Genomic DNA, 17842 nt, shown 5'->3' on the forward strand with positions numbered 1-17842 from the left:
GCTGTTTCCTCCATTACATCAATTTAATTCGGGTTAGATTTGCTGGTCCATATATGTATAACTAAGAAACTGTTATTTTCGGATTTATGAAAGCCTACAGCCATAGGGCTGTAGGCTTGTGAGGTGGCAAGCTACGTTCACAAAACTGCGACAGGATGTTTCAGGCATCCCTCCTGCATAAATAAATCTGTAGCCTGGGATATGATTTGGTCAGCTTGTTCTTCTTCGACTTGGTAGCGGTCCCTAAGGGCCTGCTTCAATTCAAAGCGATTGGCACCCGCCATCATTCCTTCCAGCAGCAGTGCCATGGGCTCGCTCAGCTTCAGTAATTTCTGGCTGGTAGTCTGGTAGACCGTCGGAGTTTCCCCGATGAAGAACAGAAATACGGTGTCTGCGACTGCCGAGCGGACATTTCCTCTTCGCTCATAGGGGTATTTGTGTGTGCAGGTTGGCAGCGACATCCGGAAGTTGTCCACACTAAGACCGTCTAAAGCCTGCGAATATTTGTTAAGCCCTTTGAGCAGTTCAATGGTCTGCATATATAAGTGCATTGTGTTATGTTTTTTGCGGATATTACAATATTGCTGGCGGTTCATGTAGGCGGGCAGGAAACTGCATTTGGTGCAGGAATCACTGATTTCACAAGTCGCGCAGCCTCTTACTAGCTGCTCCCGATCCGAGACCACCGCAGTCTGCAGCAGCAACCTATCCATAGAATCATCCAGAGTGCCGATAGCGCCGCAGCCTCTGCACCCGGATACCGCCTGATTGCCGTCTACGAACAGCCGCGGAAGCTGCTTCACTGTGCAAGTCTGGGCTCCTGACCAGCGGCAGCTATCCACCAGATACGACTGGATTTCATATCCGTGCCGGAAGGTCCCTGTTCGGCTGAAATGGTCCACATCCTCCAGATAGGCCTCCAGATCTTCTGTGGATGTTATCCTTAGCATCTGGAACTCCACGTTGTTCTTATCCTGTTCCCTGGTTGCCGCTTCTGAATAGCCCATTTGCCGGATGCGGATCGGCTCCACCTGGAGAAAGTCATTCAGCTGCAGAATATATTCAGTTCCTTCCGTCTGCACCACTTGGTGAGCATTGGATAAATAGTATTCTTCTTTGTCAGCAGCCTCCGACAATTCCTCAAATCTCCGGTTGCTGCGCTTCCATACCCCATCGGAATCATAATAGATATAACTTGGGTTTTCTCCTCTGTATACTTGGTTATATTCGTATATAAGTGCGCTATTGAGGGCTGTGTACTCCCCAAAATAATTACTGGGCACTTCTTCCTCTAGCGGTTCTGTGAGCCCGATATGCTTGACCCCACCGCCGATCGCCTGCTGCGGATAGTATCCGGTCATATAGGCCGTATACTCGTTTAATAAGACCGGAGGCTGCTCTGTGGTCAGATGCTCAAGCATTACAGCGGCTAAAGCTTCCGGGAGAATGACAGGTTGAATGGCTTTGGCCCGGTCCATCGGTTCTGCCCGTACAGATATCGCCTCAATCACTCCTTCAGTGATCCATCTGTGCAGCAGCTCCGCCGTAAGGCTGGGGTCTGCTTCCCGGTTTCCGTCATCGGTAAGCGTAACGGAGAAGGTCATCGGCTGACCGGTTTGCCTTTGCCGTATCATATATTTCACTGCTTCATCTTTCGGGAAGGCATCCGGCGTGATGCCCAGCGGAACCTTGATCTGGAGTTGTTCTACCCCACACTGTTTAAATCGCTCCAGCATTGAATATGTGCAGGCTTCCAGCGGAACAGTCAGCTTATAACCAGCCTTGAACACCGCTTCTTCCAGAACCTCCAGAATCTGCTCTCTCTGCACCTCATCCCGGATCAGGTAGAATCCCTCAATAGTAATGACGGGTGCCGTCTGTCTGGATGTCCGAACCGCAAGCTCCAGATCACGCTGCAGCCGCTCCGGAGAATGCCTCCGTATCCCTTGGGCAACATGATGAGGATTGCCGAGCTGATCCGCACATTTTACTGACAGCATCGCCACCCGCCTCCGGTCTGACGTGTCCTCCCATACCCCGGTCAGCTCATCCAGCTCCATGACGCCTGCTGCAGCCGCGGCTTCCTCCTCCGCGGGAAGGGCCTGCGAATCTCCACCAGGCTTTCTGCCAACCATGGTCCGGGATGTAAATCCATTCACAGCAGACCAGCCCTCTACCTCTGTATTCACCAGCCGGGAGAGCGTCCGTTCAGGACTCCACCTTACCAAACCGTCCACTTCTGTTTCCCCGAACACTTCCTCACCGATAACCGCTGCCAGATTACCAAACCAGATGACCCGGTTCCGCCCCTCCTGCTCCTTAAGGGTGGAGGTCAACCGCTTACATAACCGGTAGTTTGACGGTGTTACATGAAGCGCAATAATTTCATTCCCCATTGCAGCAATATCTGCAGTTGTATCATATATGTTAGATAGATTAGGTTCGATATATTGAGTCGCCGTCATCCCTTGTCTTTTGAAGAAGGCTCTGATATACCTGCAATCCAGATGATCACCGGCAGTGAACAACCTGGGTTTCTGCTGTTCGAAGTGTATCAGCGTGATCCCGTTCCCGAAGGATAGTCCAAGCACCATTCATCTCTCCTCGCCGTCTTATGTAACTTTTGGGCCGTATTATTTTTCTTATGGACTAATCATAATTCATATTTTTAGGTTTTACACCGAAAAGCACCCTTCGTCATCCCACAAACATCTTGCGGAATGCAGCAGCAAAAAGCGCAACAGCTGGCAAAACTAAGCAGGTATAGAATTCTTAACTAGATAAGTTGAACTTATCGCTCCTACAGTTCCCCCCCTCCGTTCCTCCCTTTCCTTATCTCAATTTTTTAAGTTGAATCTACATAGGTAGTTCTTTAGGGCGTGTCTTCAAACCGCTTCACCCGCCAAAACCTGCTGCTGTATGCCCTAAGGAATGATAGGTACAGTAGCATTTTCTGATCACATGCGGAGAAAGGCATTTCACCACTAGGTAGTTTTTTCGGTGGAGGTTTACGTCTCGGTGTTTTAGAGACTTCGCTCTTCTTCCGAAGGCGTGTATGCGTCCGGAAAGTGTATTCCTGGCTCTGAGCATGAACGGACCGAGTTGCACTTATTTGGGGATTTTAGCCTGTTACAGGAGGAAAACGGACTCCAGCGCAGTTATTTCTCTCTGATGGCCGTTTTTAGATAGAATGCAGAGCAGATAAGGTCGCCTGGGTCCGCAAAAGAGAATAAACAGGGGTTTTACTCCCCATAGCGTCTCCTGAGTCCGAGTAAACGAACCCGCTGCAGGCTTTTAGGGACCCTGCTTTCAATACTAAATCCCTGCTTCTCCAGAGTTCTTCCAGTTTGAAGACACGCTCTAGTTCAACTGATATAAATAAAAAAGCCGCTTGGCAGCGGCTCTCATTCCTTCTTAATAGTAGTTTAGCTAATCGAGTTCTGCACGGGAGAATAAGTCACGGATAAGAGCTTCTTCCTCACAAGCTGCTTTGAAGCCCGCCGCAAAGCTCTGCACAGCCTCTCTATTGCTGGAATACGCGCAGAACATATCCGCTTCGGGGTCAAAATGGATGCTGTCCGCGAGCTCGGGCATCTTCTCTTCCAGAAAGACAGAGGCCAGGGAAGCCCAGTCATAACCGCTCCCTTCGAAGCCCTCGTCTTCCCGTGTCTGAAATAGCTCTGCTTTATAAGAGCCTGCGTTTAAGATGACTGACATGCCGCCGTTGTCCTGCTCTACCAGAATAAAGGGTTTCAACTGGTCTCCTTCTTCAATTGCCTCCTGAGTAAGCCCCTCATCCCCGTCATCCTCAGACACATCATAATCATATTCCTCATCATTCACCAATCCGCGGATAAAGGCTTCAAAGCTGCCGGCCAGAAACGTAATTTCATAATCGCCTTCCTGATCGACATGAATAACCGCAGGTTCGCCTTCTCTGCCGCATAAACGGTAATCCAGCATCACTACATCATGGCCTGCAGATGGGCAGTCGCAAATCACCACCCCAATATCCGGATACCCCCACTCTTCAATCATAAAGCGGCTGCCCAAATCTCCGCACAGTGAATAGCTTTTCTCACGCCCGATTCCCATAATACTTGAAATGGCAATATGGTCTTCCGCCCATGACGTCGCTTCCCCGGTAGGAAAACAGGTGTTTTGCGGGATCCCCCCATTCTGCAGCTTCATCAGTTCGATATAGGAGGCCGGCAGCTTGTAACCCAGCTCCTGCTCCACTGAGGCAATCATCTCCTCCGTCGGCGGCTCGGATACATATTCTTTTAAAGCATAATCGCTGTTCTCCCAAAAGTCCGAGAAATCCGCTGGCTCAAAAGAGCTGCTATCACCGCTCTGTTCCTTGGCCATTTGTGCAGCCGCAAAACGCTTCTGCTCCCTTTTCTGCTTCTCGGCACCGCGCACACTCCAATTTAATAGCATTAGCGTATCCTGGTCTCCGGGATCCAGTTCGTCGGCCTTTTTAAAAGCTCTGGCAGCTTCCTCATATTGTTTCAAATAGTAGTAGGAATATCCCGCACGAAAATGCCACAACGGATCATTCGCTCCCTGCCCGGCAATAGCCAAAAGCTGTTCCAGCGCCTCTTCGTATCGCTCCAGATTATTCAGCGCTCTCGCCAATTGGCCGATGACCGCATAATCTCTCTCTTGTGCAGGAACCTCCATAATGCTGTCGACGATTTGTTGATATTCATCGGCTTCATGCCAAAGCGTTAGTTGGTTCATCCAATGATTGTCCATAGTTCACCCTCCCGGATTATTCTGCTATTTCAAAAATGGAATCGATGATAATCGGTAGATTTTCTCTCACGGATACCGCACCAAATACTGATCGCGCATGCATTCCCCGGTCACCGAAGACCTCAAGCATTAAATCAGAGCAGCCATTCAGAACCTTATGATGCTCTTCGAACTCCGGTGTGGCATTAACGAACCCTTGAATCTTGACCACTCTTCGCACAAGCTCCAGAGATTCCAAAGCCGACGACAGCACGGCCAGAACCTCAAGCCCGGCCTGTCTGGCGAATTGATAGCCTTCCGCAGTAGTAAAGGTATCGCCAAGTTTACCCTTGGGGTTCCCGGCAGGGCCCTTCCCTGACACAAACAACAGATTATTCACTTTGACATAGTTTGCGTATTTAGCGGCCGGCTCACTGACATTAGGCAACACGATCCCCAATAACTCTAATCTCTGGGCTACAGTTTGTTCAGACATGGCTGTTCCTCCCGCATAGAAGTGTTTAATTCTACTCTAACCGTTTAGATAATAAAATCAACCTTAGCGTATAGGTGAACCGCAGCCTCATTTCGTATAAAATAGGTTTAACATTGTTTACAAAGGAGGGCCCATTTCCATGGCCGTATTCATCAACGAGCAAATCAAAGCATCCGAGGTGGTGCTGACCGGCCTCAAGGGGGAGAAGCTCGGCACGTTATCGCGAGCGGAAGCGCTGGCGATGGCCCGCTCTGCCGGTGCAGACCTCGTCTGCACCTCGCTGATGAGCAGCCCCCCTCCCTGCAGCCTGATCGCTAAGGGCAAGGGAAAAGCGGCCGCGCAGAAGGAAGCCGCGTCCCGCAAAGCGGGCGCTGGACATGCCGGAAGCCAGAGCGGCAGCGGGAAGGTCAAGGAGCTTCGTTTCACCGCTCACATCGAAGAGCATGATTACGATACCAAGCTGCGCCAGGCAGACAAGCATCTGCGCTCCGGCAAGCCGGTGCAGCTGGTCGTGAAGGCGAACGGAGCGAAGGAGGCGGCAGCAGCCAAGGCAGTGCTGGAGCGGCTGCTGGGCGATTTGAAGGAAGCCGGATTGAAGGAAAGCGGCATCCAAACCAGCGGCAAAGGCTCGCAGGTAAAAGTAAATCCGCGATAAGCGGTAAGTCCCCGTTCGGGACTCCCCCCAAGAGCTGACGCCCATGCTGGTCGTACAAAAAAAGCAGTCCATCCCCTACAGGATGAACTGCTTACAGCTTGAAGATTAACCTTGCTCCTCTTGGGCGTTCCCCAGTCTAGCCCGCATCTGGGCATAAGCTTCCGGGGTGCCCACATCATCAATCGTACCCTCCGTATAGTAGGCCCGCATCTCTTGGCGGGAATGCAGCCACTCGGGAAAATAACTCGGCGCATCCGGGTTGCCGCCTTCGGCAAGATAACGGGAGAATAACGGCAATGTAGAGCGCTTGTAGATATAGAGTGCAAATACGCCAATGTTCGTCTTGGGTGACTGCGGCTTTTCTTCTAAAGAAAGGACACGCCTTTGTGCATCCAGCTCCGCCACGCCAACACTCTGCAGTTCCTCAATATCGTCCACTGTCCGGACCAGAATGCAGTCTGTATCCACTTTATGAAAATAATTCAGATACCCCTCAAGGCCAAAGCCGAGCACGTTGTCGCCCGCCAGCACCAGCAAATCCTCCTGCAGCTGTTCCCGCCCGATGACAAACTGGATATCGCCAATCGCTCCTAACCGCCCCTCTGGGGAAGAGGTACCGTCATTCAGAATACGAATCGGCTTCGTCCCCCTGTACTGCTGATGCCACTGCTCAAAAGCATGAAAGAAGCGGTCATTCGTCACAATCAGAATCTCCGTAATCTCCTCCAGTACCTCCAGACGGTCAACCAGCAGATCCAGAATCGTACGGTTTCCTTGTACCGGAAGCAGCGGCTTCGGCGTATCCCTGGTTAACGGATAGAGACGGGTCGCATACCCCGCAGCCAAGATTAATGCAATCATTCCCTGTTCGCTCCTCTACCTTGGAAAATGTCCCTCTACTATATACCACCGGCGACGGACAGCCAAGCGAACCTAGTAGAAATGGATTCATTTATAGTCTAAGCCCGCCACCTCATTGAACCAGAGTCTATCCTCTATATACAGGTTGGCACGGGCTAGGTATCTGAACTCCTCGGCTATTTCAACTCCGTCCTCACCAAGGTCCTCCATCCAGCCAAGCTCGGCATAACAGTATATGGATCTCTAGCCTCCTCATACTTCCCCTGCTTCTGACACACGATGCCCCGCATCAGATGACTGAACCCGAAATAATATACCAGAGGGCGCTCCGTATCCAGAATCTGTACCGGAAGCTTCTTAGCCTTGCAATACTGCCGCTCCTTATAGATACACTGTGCATAGCTGTACAGAATACCCGCCGTATTCAGCATCTTGTCCCAATCCTCGAAGCGATAAGCCATTTCCAGCATCTCAACAATAATATCCGGCTTCAGTGATTTCAGAATGGATGGGTACACGGTATGCCTTCTTTTTTCTTTATATATTAGCCAAGAAGTAGTACAATAAATCAAATATACTACTATAAAGTAGTATTATCAATATATTTTACCGCCTTTATAACCCTGCTATTTGTGCCCATACTCTCCTAACCTTTAGGAGAGGTGATTACCATGACAGACTTACGGAATACAGTTGGAGACAGAATTCGGGCTATAAGAAAAGCAAAGGGATTAACACAACAACAGTTAGCGGAACTATCCAACCTGGATGATGCATACATAGGGGCAGTAGAGCGTGGCGAACGGAATTTTTCAATTGATACATTGGAGAAGATAGTTACAGCACTAAAAATTCAACCTACAGAGTTATTTCAAAATCATGATGATTTGAGTGAGATAGAGGCCGCACAGCGTAGAGCAATTGATGAATATGCGGCTACTGTTAGTGAGTTGAGTGTTAGGCAGATTGATACGATGAAAAGGATAGTTAGAGAGGTTAAGGGAGCTTTTGAGGCCTAATAAAAAAGACTCATGCACAGTAAAAAGACCCTTACTTGGCGGTTAGGGTCTCTTTGCACTCGAGGTCTTACATGAAAAAAATATATGTGTCTCGGTCACCCGAGTATTACCAGTTTCCAAAGAACCTCAAGGTTATAACTTTCTAATTGTGTGACCCTACTCCTGATCCAGCGGCTGCTGTATCCCGTCCTCATAGAAATCGAACACCACCTGCTGCCGCGTGCCTCTTACTGCATAGAACACATCAGCCAGTGACTTCCCTTTCTGCTTCTGCCTCAGCTCATTCTCCAGCCACTCCCGGGTCAGCCCGTTCCGCTTCAGATTGTCCTCCACCACCACGCCATCCATGATCAGCTCCACGGGAAAAACCTGCGATTGCAGCGCCAGCCCCAGATCCTGCTTCGTGACGAACTGATACGCTTCCTTCTTCAGAACAGAGACCTGTCCGTTATCCTCAAGTACAGCATATTCGACCTCTTCAATATTAAAAATATCCTTCTCTCTCAGCGCCTGGTCCAGCGAATCCAGCGTATAGTGGATCTTACGCATGTTGGCCTCCATAATTTTGCCGTCCTCGATCAGCACGGTGGGGGAGCCGGAGATCCAGCTGCGCAGGCTGCGGCTTTTGAGCGCAATGAAGGAGAGCAGGAACGAGATGGCTGTAATCACAACCAGAGACAGGACAAGATATGAGGATTTTAGGCTAATATTAAAGGCCAGGTTGGCCGCCAGGGAGCCCAGCGTAATGCTGGTCACGAAATCGTTCGATGTCATGCTCGAAAGGGTCTGCTTGCCTAAGATTCGGGGAATGAGCAGCAGCAGTCCCACTGCGAGAATGGTCCGCATAAGAATTTCTACATAGTTCATCTTCAAGCCTCCTCCCCCCCATTATTTCCAAACGGGTTCAAAAGAAACAGCAGGGCTTGAGAATCCTCACCTGTAGGGATGCGCTGCGGGACCTGGTTGATTATTTAAGCAATGTAAGGATCTCTTTCACAAAATTATCGACGAATGACCGTTCAGGACGGGATTTCAGCATTACCGTGAGTCCTATCAGTGACACGACCAGTGTCTGTGCCAAACTTTTGGCGTTAATAGAGGCATCCAGCTCGCCTGAACGCACCCCTCGTTCAATCGTTTCCTGAAATATTACCGAAAGATACATCTGGTGCTCCCTCGTCAGGATTTCAAACTTCTCATCATGAGGTGCAAGCTCCACCATTGAATTGATACAGAAGCATCCCCAATTCGCGCCGTTTCCATATTCTTTTGCCACCAGAGCATCAAAAAAATCACGGAATGCCTCTCTAACCGTTACATTCTTTTGAAGGCTGGTACGAACATCAGAAGCGTGGGCACTTGTGTATTTCCGCAAAGCTGCCTCAAATAGTCCTTTTTTATCTCCAAAAGCCGAATAGATGCTTGGCCGCTGAATGCCCATAGCAGATGTTAAATCGCTTAATGAGGTCGCTTCGAACCCCTTTTCCCAAAATAGCTGCATAGCTGCATCCAGTGCCTTTTCCTCATTAAATTCGCGAAGCCTAGCCATAATGCACCCCTTTACGTATCGAACGGTATGTTATTCATCTATAATACCATAGATTACTTATCAATAATCCACATTTTTTAGCTCAATCCTCGTATAATTTCGGTTTAAATACTTGACAATCAGCATTTTATAGCAGTATATTTTCTAAGACTAATTATGTACTGATCAGTATGTTATTATTAAATTACTCAATACTAAATTCATGGAGGTATTAGCTTTGAAGAAGCTTGATGCAGAAACGAAGTTCATTGCAGTAGAGGATACAGGCACCGGATTGGAGCCAGCTCAAGCAGAAGCACCCCGCTCTGCAATCCCCGGTTATGTGCCGCTCTTGTTTGCCATCGCCTGTGGACTCGCTGTCGCCAATATTTATTACGCACAGCCTTTGCTTGACGCTATTGCGGATGAGTTCCGCATCCCTCATTCATCCGCCGGAATCGTTATTACAATCACACAAGTATGTTACGCCCTGGGACTGCTGCTGCTGGTTCCGCTCGGTGATCTTCTGAACCGGCGCTCGCTAATCGCCGGACAGATGCTTTTATCCGTCCTGGCTTTAGTTGTGGTGGGAACTGCCTCTTCCAGCATCGTATTGTTTATAGGTATGGCCATTGTTGGCCTGCTCGCCGTAGTGACGCAGACGCTCGTTGCGTTCGCGGCAACCCTTGCGGCGCCAGCCGAACGCGGACGTGTCGTCGGTCTCGTAACCAGTGGAATCGTCATCGGGATTCTGCTTGCACGGACGTTTGCCGGCCTATTGACGGATTTAGCCGGCTGGCGCTCTGTTTACGTAGTCTCTGCTGGATTATCGCTGCTTATGGCTGGCGTATTGTTCCGGGTACTGCCTCATGATGAGCACGAAAGAGAGTCATTATCCTATTTGCAGCTGCTGCGCTCTACACTCACCTTGTTCTTGCAGGAACGAGTCCTGCGCATTCGTGCTGCCCTCGCCCTGATGATTTTCACTGCTTTCAGTATCCTATGGACCTCGCTTGTGCTGCCGCTTAGTGCTCCGCCGCTTTCTCTGTCACACACTGCGATTGGAGCGTTTGGCCTTGCTGGAGCCGCCGGGGCGTTAGCGGCAGCGCGGGCAGGGCGTCTTGCGGATCGGGGATTAGGACAGCGGACCACCGGCGCGGCACTGATTCTGCTGCTTGTGTCATGGCTGCCTATCAGTTATACCGAACATTCGCTTTGGGCTTTAATCGCTGGTATCCTCCTGCTTGACCTGGCAGTCCAAGCGGTACATGTCACCAACCAGAGCATGATTCTCTCTGTGCGGCCTGAAGCGCGAAGCCGGCTTACCGCTGGTTACATGATTTTTTATTCCATCGGCAGCGCCACCGGGTCCATTGCATCGACCACGATCTATGAGCACATGGGCTGGAACGGAGTATGCTTGCTGGGCGCAGTTGTCAGTGCATTGGCCCTGCTCTTCTGGGCATTGACACGCCGATTGTACTGATTCCAACATCACAAAAAGCACCCATCCCTTTAAGGATGAGTGCTTTGCTCCCGCAGAATAAATTATGCTGTTGCGTATTTCCCCTTTAGAAATGCTTCAAATTCTTCAATATCCGCGAAGCGGTTGATCTCCACTCCCTTGGAGCGGAAAAGCCCTTCCAAATCAGCGTTTAACCGTTCCACAGCGGTTTGTAACGGTGATAGGTCATCCGGGTTCAGCAATCCAGCCAGCTCCGGGAATCCCAACCGCCGGTATACGTTCTCATAAGCCGAATGAAGCATCAAATCGCTGGGCCAGATTCCCGTCTCGGCAAGAAATAAAAAGCTGGCGATCTCCTCCTGTGCCTGTATGGCGGAAAAGAATGCCGTATCATACTCATTCCTTTCACAAGCGGTAATGATTTTGTCCAGAACGCCCTTCACCTCTTCATAACAACCCTTCATGCGGTCGGGGTAAGAAGGTGCGTCATAACCCATTTCCTGCTCCGCTGACAGAATAGCAAATATACCCGCTACCAGTTCCTCACACGCTTCTACAATCTCGCTTGTTACGCTGCTGCGCATAATGGTTTCCATCAGCGGCTCCAGGCGGGGCGGTTGTAACGGAAGACTGAGAACTTGCTCCCGGTTCTTACCGAAGCCGCTTTTATAATATGTTCCATTCAGCAACGCCAGGCTTTGCAGCCCCCTCGTTAATAAGCCGTACGCTTCTGTTCTGTAATACGCTATATTCTCAGATGCACCGGCACGGCAAAGTTTATACAAATGTGTGTATACATTGCAGAACTCGGCTTCTGCTTTTCCGACCCTGTTGCGTCTATTTTCCGGGGATTGCATGCTGGAAATAGGTTCACGCAGCTTCATGAATCTTTCCCGGTCTTCCTCTGAGCGCACATACAGCAGCTTGCAGTCAGCGATAATCGAAGTTTTGAATTCCTCAAATGAGGCCATGCTTGCCGCACGTTCCCAACTGATTGGCCAAAAGTCGAAACTGATGTCATCAATAATAAACTGAATGCTTGCCCCGTAACCTTCAGGCGTAGCCGGAATGAAAAAGAAGTCCAGGTCCGAGCGTTTAGTAGCCGTCCCTTGAGCATATGACCCGTAATAAGCAACCAGCGCGATATCTTCGGAATAAACTTTTTCAATTTGATGTACAAGCGTCTTGGCAACATCAAACACATTCAACATTTTATTTCCTCCCGTTGTGTAAGCCTTGCCCCGTCATCATATCAAAGTTTAATCCACCCGTTTAGGCAGAGTTCGGCTATAATTTTTGTCTACTGTCCAGAAGAACCGGCTATATAGTTTGAACTTTAGATCTTTTATTTTGGGTTATTATCGTAACTGCGGTGAATGTTTGGACTTCCGGCCGCTGTTGTCTGCAGATTTCTTGGTTTTATTCCGCTCTAAGCGGTTGAAATCCACAGACTGCCTATGCTTTCGAAGAGAGCTTTCCTACGGAAAGCTTTCAGGCGGACGCTATCGCTCCTACAGTTCCAAACTTCCCCTCCGTCACTTCCACCTTTTTTTATTTTCCAAGTTCAATCTATATATGTCCCTTCTTATCAGTTGCAAAAAGGCCCTCCTTATAGAGAGCCTTTGCATTGAAACTATTCAGCATGACGTCATTACACTGAACTGCACGATTCTATCCGCGGCAACTCAGTTCTCCGCACTCACCAGTCCGCGAATAAAGGCCTCAAAGTTATTGGCCAGCTTCGTGATCTTGTAGTTATTGTCCTTGTCCACATGAACAACCTCCGGTTCGCCGTCATTGCCGGATGAGCGGTAATCCAGCATTACTACTTCATGCTCTGCGGCAGGGGTGTCGCAAATGACTACGCCAATCTCAGGGTATCCGCCCTCTTCAATCCTAACCCGGCTGCCCGCAGCTCCGCACAGCGATTGACTCTTATCCCGTCCAATGCCCAGAAACCCGGAAATTTCGAGATCCTCTTGTTCTAAAGGAATACGCGTGTTGTGCGGAATCCCCCCGTTATGTAATTTCATCATGGAAGTATAGAACGCCGGCAGTTTGAAGACCAATTCTTCCTCTACGGAAGCAATCAGCTCATCCGAAGGCGGCTCTGATACGTAGGTATCGAGTGCATACTCGCTGTCATCCCAAAAGTTCGAGAAGTCGAATTTTTGTACAGGCTTCTTGACAGTGGACTTCTTCTTAGCGGCTTTACGGCGGCTGAGTGCCAGAAACTCCAGGGTATCTTCATCTTCAGGGTCCAGCTTGTCAGCGATTTCAAACTCTCTGATGGCTTCATCATATTGCTTCAGATAGTAATGGCAGAAGCCTACGCGGAAATGCCACAGCGGATCCTCTTCGCCCTCTTCGGCGATTTCCTCAAAAAGCTCCAGTGCCTCTTCATAACGTCCAAGATTATTCAACGCTCTGCCCAAGTGGCTATTCAGCACATAATCCCGTTCCTCTGGATCAATCTCCTCAATCGCATCGACGATCTCCTGAATCTCATCTTCTTCATGCCATAATTCCAGTTGTTCCAACAGATTTTCACTCATTATTTATGCCTCCCAGTTCGATAACTACTACCTATAGGAATTATACCATTTCCAGCCTGATTCCAGCCAACCAAGGACGAAGTGGAACTTTATGCTGCACCGGAAGACACACTAGATGATGTTTAAATCATAGCAAGATTTATCAAAATCGGTTCAGATGTATGTTATATAGTATTACTTGCCGGAAGGGGTGAACACACTGTACTACCATTTGATCCATACGAGCATTGAGTATATTGAACAGCATCTCGAAGAGGAGCTCAGTCTGGAACGGATTGCACAAGAAGCGGGGTTCTCCAAGTATCACTTCCACCGGATTTTTCGTAAATATGTCGGCAAAAGTGTGTATGAGCATATCCGCACCCGCAGGCTAAGCTGTGCGGCAAATCTCCTGCTTTATTCGGAGGAACGTATTCTTGACATCGCACTGCAATATGGCTTTGAGAGCCAGGAAGCCTTTACCAGAGCTTTTAAGGAAATCTATGCTTTACCGCCTGCCCAATACAGAGCGCAGATGAAACTGCTGATTCAGGAAAGAGAGGTCTACACAATGTCAGAAATTAAAGGCTGGAAAGTTACCGGAACGACTCCGGAGAAGTATAAGGTGACGCTGGATACCCGAATCCGCTATAAGACCACCCCCTCTGTCTGTCTGCAGTCTACGGCCGGAGAAACATTTGAGTTCAATGATTTCGGTACGGTGATGCAGCAATTCCAAGCCCAGCCGTATGCGGGAAAGCGGATGCGGTTTTCCGGCTTTGTCAGTACGGAGAATGTCACCGACTGGTGCGGTTTATGGATGCGGATTGATGATAAGCTGCAGAACCTGTTAGCCTTCGACAACATGCAGCACAGAAGCATTCGGGGGACCACGGAATGGAACCATTACGCTTGTGTGCTGGATGTACCTCCCGAAGCCGTATGTATCAATATCGGAATCCTGTTGACAGGCCCCGGGAAGGTATGGCTGGGAGATTGTGAATTTGAAGAAGTAGGCAAGGATATCCCGGTAACGGATGGTCTGGTGGATGCAGAAGTCTTTCCGCCGGAACCGCAAAATCTGAAATTTGACCAATAGTTTTTTAGTCACTGCAGGAAGTTATTCAAAAAATGTTCTTATAGAGACAGCTTCCCATCTGATCGCCTGGATCGTGGCCATGCTTATCGCAAAGTTTTTTGCAGGTATTATCGACCAAGGGGTTGCTCCGATGGAGGACCGCACCTACTATACTGCCGGCATGCTTATGGTGATCACGTATGATCTGTCCGTAGTTTTGTCACTGATTACCCAGAAATTGAACATAAAAAGGGAGTATTGGTTTGCGGAGTTGACGATGTCGCAGCCCTATCTGATCACCTTATCCATTGTCACCGCCATTTTTGCTGCACTGTTCAAAATCTCGCAAAGGGAAGAGTTTGGTTAGATACCCGGCAGCATCATGCTGGCGGAAGAATCCAGTGTTATTAGAGAGAAACGGCTACTGTTCTAATAAGAACGGTAGCCGTTTCTTCGATCCTTTTACTCCACAATTCCCCTGCCATTATTCCACAAGGCCCTGAAGGGAGCGCACTGTTCCATTAAGGACCCGAAATCTCCTTCGCCCGCAAGACAGCCGTTCTCCATCACAAGAATCTTGTCGACCTCTTTAATAAAATTCAGCCTATGGGCTATAATGATCACCGTTTTGTGCTGAAATTCGCGGAAGACCGTTTCCATGATGCTTTTCTCCGTAATATTATCGAGGGCTGATACCGGTTCATCCAGAATGACAACATTTCTCTTCTGCAAAATAGCCCGGGCAAAGGCCAAACGCTGTCTTTCGCCTCCCGATAATTTGAGGCCTTTCTCCCCTACCAGGGTATCCAGCTGCTCCGGCAGCTGCAGCACCTTCTCCTTCAAATGAACCTTGTCCAGCACAGCATACAGCTCTTCATCCGGAAGGCTCTGCTCGAACACCATATTCCCCCGGATCGAATCGTCAAAAATCGGACTGTCCTGGGAGAGATAGGAGATATGTTCGTAATAGCTGTTCAGGCAAATCTGATCCAACTCCATGCCGTCGAGCAGCAGCTGGCCTCCGCTCTTTTTTAACAGTCCGGCCATTAATTTGATGATCGTCGATTTTCCGCTTCCGCTCAGTCCCACCAGAGCAACCGATGTTCCGGGCGCAATCGAAAAGGATAATTGCCGCAGAACCGGAACCTCTCCATATCCAAAAGACACAGCTCTGAAATCAAAAGCACCCCGCAGCTCCGTAACTGCTGTTCCGGCCTCCAGATTCCGGTCCTCCGGCGCGTTGATGAACTGCTCAAACCGCTGGTAGGTTACCTTATTCAGCCGATAATTCACGAACAGCACATTGAAAATGGCAATCGGCGTATAAATTTTATCAATAAACATAAACAATGCGACCATCACCCCAAGGGAGGCCTGACCTGATACCACGTTTCTCACCCCGTAGATCAGCACAATCACTTTGATGACGGTAATAAACAGTTCGAAGATTGCAAAAAAGGACTCATGAATCATTTGCAGCTGAGCGCTTTTATGAATGATATTTCTTGCGGTATCACTTATTTTGCGGATCTCCTGCTCATACTTTCTGTTCGTCCGGAAGACGACCAGCTCCATAAATCCACGAATGGAATATCTGGACATCGCTTCTTGCTCTTGAAGTATGGTCGACTTGATCCGGTACAAACCTTTGAGCAATATGTTTGTGATCAGGAAGATCACAACATAGCCGGCAGCAATCACCAGCATGATCCGCATATCGTAGAAGCTGATGAAGATCAGGCTGAAGATTATCGTGGGCAGCAGCTCATGCAGGGTTTTGAGGAAAAAGGAGTATATAATGCTGTTGCCGGCCGCTGCACCGTTCTCAATCACTTTGATCATTTGACCTGTACCCATCTCCTGATAGGCCAGATAATCGATTTTGGATATTTTGGACAGCGCCAGGATCTTCAATCGCTCCGTGATGCTGTTCGACAGATGGGCGCTTGGATATTCATCCACATAGTTAAGGACGACCACCAGGCCCAGCAGTACCCCATAGCTCACAATAAAGCCCGAAATTTCTCCTAAAGATGTTCCTTCCACAGCCCTATCCAGGATCTTCTGAAAGACCACAATCCCCAGACTGCTTAAGAATTGGATGGCAAAACCTAAACTGATATACAGCACAATCCACCCTTTCAGATGGACAAGACATTTTCTCAACATCACAGATATCCCCAATCTTTCAAATGAAGTATATAAAAAAGCCGGGACTTCCTTCGCCGTTCAACTCCAGAGAACCCCCACAATTCAAAAATGTGTGGCCCAAAGTTAAACCGCTTAGTGTCCCGGCTCCGTAAAATGACTGCCCGACACCATTCCGAATGCTAGTAATAGTCGATCAAAGAGACAGACTGCCCCCTTGATAGCTGGTACGCGTGTTACCCAGCCCGATTACTAGTTCCTCGGAACGATACGGAAAGACATCCATTCACCTCATTTGTCAGATTCTCCATATTATATATTTCATATTGTTATTATTCAAGAGTGAAAAGCAAGGATACTGCCCTTTCTTGTCGAATACCTATGCCTTGAAGGCAACTGCGTATTGTCACAATATCTGCGAGGGTGAAGGAGTGTATATTATGGCTTACACGATTAATAATCTGAAAGATAACAGCAATGTGGTGATTAAGGAGCAGCTTGGCGGATTTACGGTCATCGAATATAAAGAGGATCTGAGCAGCACCACACTGCTGGAAGCCCAAAACAACTTCTTCATGAGCAAAAGCAATATGCGCAACAAGCAGCTTATGATTGAACTGAGCAACAGTGAGGTTATGCTGAGCGCAGGGGCGATGCAATATATGATTGGCAATATTGAAATGACCTCCGGGGTTAAGGGTGTTGGAGGGCTCATGAGAAACATCGTCTCCAGTGCGGTGACCGGCACCACGGCAATCAAACCGCTTTACAAAGGTACGGGAACGATTCTGCTGGAGACCACCTATAAATATTTGTGGCTGATTGATGTCGACAACGACCATATCGTCATTGATGATGGCATGTTCCTGGCTTGCGAGTCGACACTGGACGTTGCTGTCACTGCGCGTAAGAACGCATCCTCTGCCGTACTCGGAGGAGAAGGACTGTTTAATCTAAGCGCCAAAGGAAAAGGCATCCTGGCACTGGAAGCACCGATTCCTTCCGAAGAAGCCGTCGTCATCGAATTGCAGAATGATGTACTGAAGGTGGATGGGAACTTTGCGTTAATGTGGTCCAATTCCCTGGACTTCACCGTTGAGAAATCCGGCAAAACCCGGATGGGCTCTGCGGCCTCCGGCGAGGGACTGGTCAATGTATACCGGGGCACGGGTATGGTGTGGCTGGCACCGCTGATTCAGTACAAAAACAGTCTGTTCCAAGCGAATCCCACGTCTTGATCCGTAAACTAACTTATATTTTGAACAAGGGCCATCCGCTTGGATGGCCCTTTGTCTTCTTCGGTATCGGGGGATTTAATTCC

Annotated in this window: 16 protein-coding genes; 6 read left to right on the plus strand and 10 right to left on the minus strand. The window is 49.0% G+C overall.

Going from position 1 to position 17842, the window contains the following annotated elements:
* Positions 1-137: 137 nt before the first annotated feature.
* The 3 genes from ACAN56_RS27365 to ACAN56_RS27375 all read right to left on the minus strand — a co-directional run bounded on the left by ACAN56_RS27365 (position 138) and on the right by ACAN56_RS27375 (position 5233).
* The gene (locus ACAN56_RS27365) at positions 138-2594 is read right to left on the minus strand and encodes a hypothetical protein (protein WP_379146775.1); all 2457 of its coding nucleotides are present in this window, start codon (positions 2592-2594) and stop codon (positions 138-140) included.
* Between the two features lie 835 nt (positions 2595-3429).
* Entirely contained in the window at positions 3430-4758 is a 1329-nt protein-coding gene (locus tag ACAN56_RS27370) for an Imm51 family immunity protein (protein ID WP_379146778.1), read from the minus strand.
* 16 nt (positions 4759-4774) lie between these two features.
* Positions 4775-5233 (minus strand): RidA family protein, encoded by a 459-nt coding sequence (locus ACAN56_RS27375; protein ID WP_038597981.1) that lies wholly within the window; start codon positions 5231-5233, stop codon positions 4775-4777.
* 139 nt (positions 5234-5372) lie between these two features.
* Between ACAN56_RS27375 and infC the strand changes: the two genes are divergently transcribed.
* The gene (gene infC / locus ACAN56_RS27380; protein WP_379146781.1) at positions 5373-5888 is read left to right on the plus strand and encodes a translation initiation factor IF-3; all 516 of its coding nucleotides are present in this window, start codon (positions 5373-5375) and stop codon (positions 5886-5888) included.
* Between the two features lie 105 nt (positions 5889-5993).
* Here infC and ACAN56_RS27385 read toward each other — a convergent pair whose 3' ends face one another.
* Together ACAN56_RS27385 and ACAN56_RS27390 are read right to left on the minus strand one after the other, a co-directional pair.
* Complete coding sequence (locus ACAN56_RS27385) at positions 5994-6749, minus strand: sugar phosphate nucleotidyltransferase (protein WP_379146783.1); 756 nt, start codon at positions 6747-6749, stop codon at positions 5994-5996.
* A 176-nt stretch (positions 6750-6925) separates the two neighbouring features.
* On the minus strand, positions 6926-7267 hold the full coding sequence (locus ACAN56_RS27390; RefSeq protein ID WP_052092387.1) for a hypothetical protein: 342 nt from the start codon (positions 7265-7267) through the stop codon (positions 6926-6928).
* A gap of 153 nt (positions 7268-7420) precedes the next feature.
* Here ACAN56_RS27390 and ACAN56_RS27395 point away from each other — a divergent pair, with 153 nt between their 5' ends.
* Complete coding sequence (locus tag ACAN56_RS27395) at positions 7421-7768, plus strand: helix-turn-helix domain-containing protein (protein ID WP_379146787.1); 348 nt, start codon at positions 7421-7423, stop codon at positions 7766-7768.
* A 156-nt stretch (positions 7769-7924) separates the two neighbouring features.
* On the opposite strand, the gene ACAN56_RS27400 is transcribed toward ACAN56_RS27395, so the two are convergent.
* Together ACAN56_RS27400 and ACAN56_RS27405 are read right to left on the minus strand one after the other, a co-directional pair.
* The gene (locus ACAN56_RS27400) at positions 7925-8635 is read right to left on the minus strand and encodes a DUF421 domain-containing protein (protein ID WP_038597989.1); all 711 of its coding nucleotides are present in this window, start codon (positions 8633-8635) and stop codon (positions 7925-7927) included.
* Positions 8636-8735: 100 nt separating this feature from the next.
* A complete protein-coding gene (locus ACAN56_RS27405; protein WP_038597991.1) occupies positions 8736-9317 on the minus strand; it encodes a TetR/AcrR family transcriptional regulator in 582 nt (193 codons plus the stop codon).
* Between the two features lie 274 nt (positions 9318-9591).
* On the opposite strand from ACAN56_RS27405, the gene ACAN56_RS27410 reads away from it, so the two are divergent.
* On the plus strand, positions 9592-10782 hold the full coding sequence (locus ACAN56_RS27410) for an MFS transporter (RefSeq protein WP_379146907.1): 1191 nt from the start codon (positions 9592-9594) through the stop codon (positions 10780-10782).
* Positions 10783-10844: 62 nt separating this feature from the next.
* Here ACAN56_RS27410 and ACAN56_RS27415 read toward each other — a convergent pair whose 3' ends face one another.
* Together ACAN56_RS27415 and ACAN56_RS27420 are read right to left on the minus strand one after the other, a co-directional pair.
* Complete coding sequence (locus ACAN56_RS27415; RefSeq protein ID WP_379146791.1) at positions 10845-11972, minus strand: kanamycin nucleotidyltransferase C-terminal domain-containing protein; 1128 nt, start codon at positions 11970-11972, stop codon at positions 10845-10847.
* A gap of 474 nt (positions 11973-12446) precedes the next feature.
* The gene (locus tag ACAN56_RS27420) at positions 12447-13316 is read right to left on the minus strand and encodes an SMI1/KNR4 family protein (RefSeq protein ID WP_038597994.1); all 870 of its coding nucleotides are present in this window, start codon (positions 13314-13316) and stop codon (positions 12447-12449) included.
* Positions 13317-13506: 190 nt separating this feature from the next.
* On the opposite strand from ACAN56_RS27420, the gene ACAN56_RS27425 reads away from it, so the two are divergent.
* Together ACAN56_RS27425 and ACAN56_RS27430 are read left to right on the plus strand one after the other, a co-directional pair.
* A complete protein-coding gene (locus ACAN56_RS27425) occupies positions 13507-14394 on the plus strand; it encodes a helix-turn-helix transcriptional regulator (RefSeq protein ID WP_231578355.1) in 888 nt (295 codons plus the stop codon).
* Positions 14384-14740 carry a DUF5823 family protein gene (locus ACAN56_RS27430; protein ID WP_379146796.1) on the plus strand — a complete coding sequence of 119 codons (357 nt, stop codon included), beginning with the start codon at positions 14384-14386 and terminating at the stop codon, positions 14738-14740. The genes ACAN56_RS27425 and ACAN56_RS27430 overlap by 11 nt, the downstream gene beginning before the upstream one ends.
* Positions 14741-14835: 95 nt before the next feature.
* Here ACAN56_RS27430 and ACAN56_RS27435 read toward each other — a convergent pair whose 3' ends face one another.
* Entirely contained in the window at positions 14836-16542 is a 1707-nt protein-coding gene (locus ACAN56_RS27435) for an ABC transporter ATP-binding protein (RefSeq protein WP_379146798.1), read from the minus strand.
* Positions 16543-16961: 419 nt separating this feature from the next.
* Between ACAN56_RS27435 and ACAN56_RS27440 the strand changes: the two genes are divergently transcribed.
* The gene (locus tag ACAN56_RS27440) at positions 16962-17759 is read left to right on the plus strand and encodes an AIM24 family protein (RefSeq protein WP_038597999.1); all 798 of its coding nucleotides are present in this window, start codon (positions 16962-16964) and stop codon (positions 17757-17759) included.
* The last annotated feature ends 83 nt before the right edge of the window (positions 17760-17842 follow it).

This window comes from Paenibacillus paludis, from assembly GCF_042610515.1.
Lineage (GTDB): Bacteria > Bacillota > Bacilli > Paenibacillales > Paenibacillaceae > Paenibacillus_AQ.

What these genes read in the sequence shown, in the direction of transcription:
- ACAN56_RS27395 (WP_379146787.1), top strand. Translation starts at nt 7,421, where the DNA reads ATGACAGACTTACGGAATACAGTTGGAGACAGAATTCGGGCTATAAGA.
- ACAN56_RS27385 (WP_379146783.1), bottom strand. Translation starts at nt 6,749, where the DNA reads ATGATTGCATTAATCTTGGCTGCGGGGTATGCGACCCGTCTCTATCCG.
- ACAN56_RS27375 (WP_038597981.1), bottom strand. Translation starts at nt 5,233, where the DNA reads ATGTCTGAACAAACTGTAGCCCAGAGATTAGAGTTATTGGGGATCGTG.
- infC (WP_379146781.1), top strand. Translation starts at nt 5,373, where the DNA reads ATGGCCGTATTCATCAACGAGCAAATCAAAGCATCCGAGGTGGTGCTG.
- ACAN56_RS27365 (WP_379146775.1), bottom strand. Translation starts at nt 2,594, where the DNA reads ATGGTGCTTGGACTATCCTTCGGGAACGGGATCACGCTGATACACTTC.
- ACAN56_RS27370 (WP_379146778.1), bottom strand. Translation starts at nt 4,758, where the DNA reads ATGGACAATCATTGGATGAACCAACTAACGCTTTGGCATGAAGCCGAT.
- ACAN56_RS27400 (WP_038597989.1), bottom strand. Translation starts at nt 8,635, where the DNA reads ATGAACTATGTAGAAATTCTTATGCGGACCATTCTCGCAGTGGGACTG.
- ACAN56_RS27405 (WP_038597991.1), bottom strand. Translation starts at nt 9,317, where the DNA reads ATGGCTAGGCTTCGCGAATTTAATGAGGAAAAGGCACTGGATGCAGCT.
- ACAN56_RS27420 (WP_038597994.1), bottom strand. Translation starts at nt 13,316, where the DNA reads ATGAGTGAAAATCTGTTGGAACAACTGGAATTATGGCATGAAGAAGAT.
- ACAN56_RS27440 (WP_038597999.1), top strand. Translation starts at nt 16,962, where the DNA reads ATGGCTTACACGATTAATAATCTGAAAGATAACAGCAATGTGGTGATT.
- ACAN56_RS27415 (WP_379146791.1), bottom strand. Translation starts at nt 11,972, where the DNA reads ATGTTGAATGTGTTTGATGTTGCCAAGACGCTTGTACATCAAATTGAA.
- ACAN56_RS27435 (WP_379146798.1), bottom strand. Translation starts at nt 16,542, where the DNA reads ATGTTGAGAAAATGTCTTGTCCATCTGAAAGGGTGGATTGTGCTGTAT.